This is a genomic window from Moorena sp. SIO4A5, from assembly GCF_010672005.1.
Taxonomy (GTDB): Bacteria; Cyanobacteriota; Cyanobacteriia; order Cyanobacteriales; family Coleofasciculaceae; genus Moorena.
Window position 1 is genome coordinate 1 of sequence record NZ_JAAHHZ010000554.1, and the last position, 3,237, is coordinate 3,237.

The 3,237-nt window shown below is 44.9% G+C and carries 4 protein-coding genes; all 4 read right to left on the minus strand.

Going from position 1 to position 3,237, the window contains the following annotated elements; translation table 11 throughout:
* Positions 1-482: 482 nt before the first annotated feature.
* The 4 genes from F6K57_RS40870 to F6K57_RS40885 all read right to left on the minus strand — a co-directional run bounded on the left by F6K57_RS40870 (position 483) and on the right by F6K57_RS40885 (position 3,170).
* Positions 483-1,322 carry a class I SAM-dependent methyltransferase gene (locus F6K57_RS40870; RefSeq protein WP_075903586.1) on the minus strand — a complete coding sequence of 280 codons (840 nt, stop codon included), beginning with the start codon at positions 1,320-1,322 and terminating at the stop codon, positions 483-485.
* A 76-nt stretch (positions 1,323-1,398) separates the two neighbouring features.
* Positions 1,399-2,133, minus strand: a complete 735-nt coding sequence (locus F6K57_RS40875; RefSeq protein ID WP_293074722.1) for a class I SAM-dependent methyltransferase — start codon at positions 2,131-2,133, stop codon at positions 1,399-1,401.
* A gap of 152 nt (positions 2,134-2,285) precedes the next feature.
* Positions 2,286-2,822, minus strand: a complete 537-nt coding sequence (locus tag F6K57_RS40880) for a Uma2 family endonuclease (RefSeq protein WP_293074724.1) — start codon at positions 2,820-2,822, stop codon at positions 2,286-2,288.
* A 114-nt stretch (positions 2,823-2,936) separates the two neighbouring features.
* Entirely contained in the window at positions 2,937-3,170 is a 234-nt protein-coding gene (locus tag F6K57_RS40885) for a hypothetical protein (protein ID WP_293074727.1), read from the minus strand.
* Between the last annotated feature and the right edge of the window lie 67 nt (positions 3,171-3,237).

Sequence of the window (3,237 nt, forward strand, 5' to 3'; positions counted from 1 at the left end):
GTGCCGTAGGCAATCCCTCGCTACTAGCCGTAACTTGAGGTGGGCAAAAATGGGCAATCTATCAGTTCAATTGTTAAAGATATTTGTTTTGCCCAATCGACAAGATTGGGTTAAGGTAACGAAACCCAACATCATCGATCTCTGGAGAAAAATAGCATAAAATTAAGCAAGGGGCAACGATCTATGATCGGCGAGTCATAGCCATTACCCCGTAGACCGTAAGTTCGCGCTGCCCTGTAGACGTTGCCTGACCCTCGCCCATAGATCCAGGGCGTGTCCTACTCCCGTCCTTTTTCTGTAATATTATTACTGTAGTTCACTTCCACTTCCAGCAGTCCACTTTTTGAGGCGCAGGCTAACCCAGATCATTTGCTGGAGCGGTTCAGGTACTTCTGGGTGTAGTCCCTCTGATATGTCTTCAAAGGTTTTGATTGACCCAGGATAAACCACAACTAGCCATCCTTAGATAGAAAGTTTTCAGCTCACCCTTTTTGGACAATCCAAAAAGCTGACACATATGAAAGTTGGATCCTATTGCCGCAGTTCTTCTCTAGGGTTTCCCTCAAACCAGTAAATAAAGAATTCTTCTGCTGCGACTCTAGGTTAATGTAGGTTGAGTAAGTACTCAACAAGGCCAGATAATCATCGATGCTATAGGTAGGTTCGCAGAGTACATATTCCGATTTACAGTCATAAAAATAACCGGAGTCTATCACCTTCTCTACAAATTCGTTCAGCTTTTCTAACTGAGTTTTTGTATCTTCAGCATATCGTCTCAGAGATGGAGCATGGATCTGATAGACCTCATCCAACATTTGGTAAAGTTCAGGCTGAGGATGGGGTCTGGTATTCCACAGTATAATGAGTACACCATTCTGTTTTAAAGCAGCATTAACTTTGGCATACCCACTTCCAGGGGCAACCCAATGAAAAGCCGTTGCTGCTATAACCGCATCGAATCTCTGGGACTCTAGCTCCCACTCCTCAAAAGTAGTATTCTTAATCTCTACATTGGGATACTGGGCACAATTTTGTCGCGCTAGCTTACAAGCAGACTGACTTGGTTCTATACAGACCATTCTAAAGCCTAATTGCCCAAAGGCTTTAGTTACAGTTCCAGGTCCACATCCTATTTCCAAAATTGTGGCATCATCTGGGAATTGGGCTAACTCTACAGCCCGATCAACTATCGTTTGAGGATAGGTTGGTCTGGTTTTGTTGTAGGCATCTGCTACTGAATTAAACCAGGTCTTGTTTTGTTGTGACGTTCTGATATCTGCTACTAGCTTGAACCAGTTTCCGTCTTGTGACAAATCTTGCATAAATGGTTGCTTATTAATGATTGGTTGTTGTCAGGTAAGCGGAAAGATCACAATAATTTGACCCAGATACTTGATTCTACTGCCTAGGTTCCTTTGTTTTTGCCACTATCCCTCCAAATACTGCCATACCATAATACTTCCAAGGCACCGCCACCGAGGCAAATCCAGCAGTTGTCAGCATTTGCAAATGGGCATAAGTGGTGCTAAAGCGATCAGGACCAGAATAACCCTCAGAGATACTCGTTCCGAACTTAGCGCGAACTGCTGCTAGGGTCGTTCTCTGACTTTGCGCCCAATCCTCTTGCCTTTCCTGGTAAACTTGCTTGAGGGCTGGTGATTCTGGCAAAACCAGGTCAGCATTCCAAAACACGCCCCCTGGGTTGAGACTTTTCCGAATTCGCTGAAATAACTTCAGCTTCATCTCATCGCTAAGATGATGGATGGCAAAAGAGGAAATACAGACATCAAATTGTTCTGGTAATGATAAGTTGTCATTCGCCCAGTCACCAAAATCTCCCTCGTACGCTTTCCATCTATTGCTATATCCAGCCTCCTCAATTTTTGCACGGGCAAAGGCCAGCATTCGGGGGGAATAATCTAGCGCAATGACTTCGGCATTCCGACAGCGATCAAGGATTTTAAAACTCGTTTCGCCAGTACCGCAACCTAGATCCAGAATTCGCTGGGCAGAAGGAGGAGTACAACGGGCTAAAACATCCAGAATTTCCTCATAGCGAGGCATTAGCTGGCGAATACCACTATCGAAGTTGGCAGTATCTGCAAAAACTTCTCCTTGAAAAATCTCTTTCATCAAATTAATGTTGGTATCTATGACTACTAATATAGGGATTTGTAGAGCAATAAAGTATACAAGCAGTGTTTAATTTAATGTAAGGAACCTCAATACCCAACATTATCACTCTCGGGCATAAAATAGCAGAAAATTAAGCAAGGGGCAACGATCTATGATCGCCGAGTCATAGCCATTACCCCGTTGACCGTAAGTTCGGGTAGAATGCCTAAGCTTGGTAGAATGTCTTCTCCTGAACAGACTATGGGTAGGTCATCTCCCTGCCAGACCCAAATCTGCTGACGAGCGAAATCGATTAACCAGGCTAATTGTGTTCCATTACTGAGGCAATGAAGAATTTTGTTTTGCAAGTTTAAAGTGCTTTGGTCAGGGGAACGAATTTCAATCAGCCAATCGGGTGCTCCATCAAGGGGTCCGTCCTGATCGGGAAGATGATCCCAGGCAACGATAGCAATATCTGGTACTGGCGAGTAGGGAGGTATGATGCAGCGTAGCTCCTGTACCGCTTCAAATCGATTGGTTCGATCATTGATGTAATTAACCAGATTGCGTTGTAGGCGGGAGTGAAAGAGGGTTGGCATTGGTTTTTGGACTGCTCGCCCATCAATTAATTCCCATGCCGGAGAAGCCTCAATATTGGGTTGAGTGAGAAATTCTCGGAGGGCAATCCTTGGAATCGACTGGGTCATAGCTGCTTACAAAATTTCACCAGCTTAGTTTACACCAACCATAGTAGAGCCCAAATCTCCCCCAGCGTTGCGCAAGAGAAGCACGCTTCCCTTGCCGGATCACGGACTAACCCTTTAAAGATTAGCTTGCCTGAATGTCTTTCTCATCCGCTTAAAGTTCCACAGACCAAACATTAACCAGAAGGCTAGTAATCCTGTTGTTAGCAGTAACACTACCGATGGGCCAAATTGCACAATCAGTGCTGGTGCAGCAGCAGTAAACAAGCCACCACCTACTATTGGTTCAAAAAACAACTGTTTGTAGGCGAAACTCTCAAAAGCACCGGTATGGTTATCTGGGTCTACCATCTGGATCAACAAAATACCGTCAAGGGACAAGAGTCAAGCGACACCGCCTGACCCCTGACCCCTGACG

Bases quoted from the DNA above. Each gene is read 5' to 3' on its own strand.
- F6K57_RS40875 (WP_293074722.1), bottom strand. From the start codon at position 2,133: ATGAAAGAGATTTTTCAAGGAGAAGTTTTTGCAGATACTGCCAACTTC.
- F6K57_RS40885 (WP_293074727.1), bottom strand. From the start codon at position 3,170: ATGGTAGACCCAGATAACCATACCGGTGCTTTTGAGAGTTTCGCCTAC.
- F6K57_RS40880 (WP_293074724.1), bottom strand. From the start codon at position 2,822: ATGACCCAGTCGATTCCAAGGATTGCCCTCCGAGAATTTCTCACTCAA.
- F6K57_RS40870 (WP_075903586.1), bottom strand. From the start codon at position 1,322: ATGCAAGATTTGTCACAAGACGGAAACTGGTTCAAGCTAGTAGCAGAT.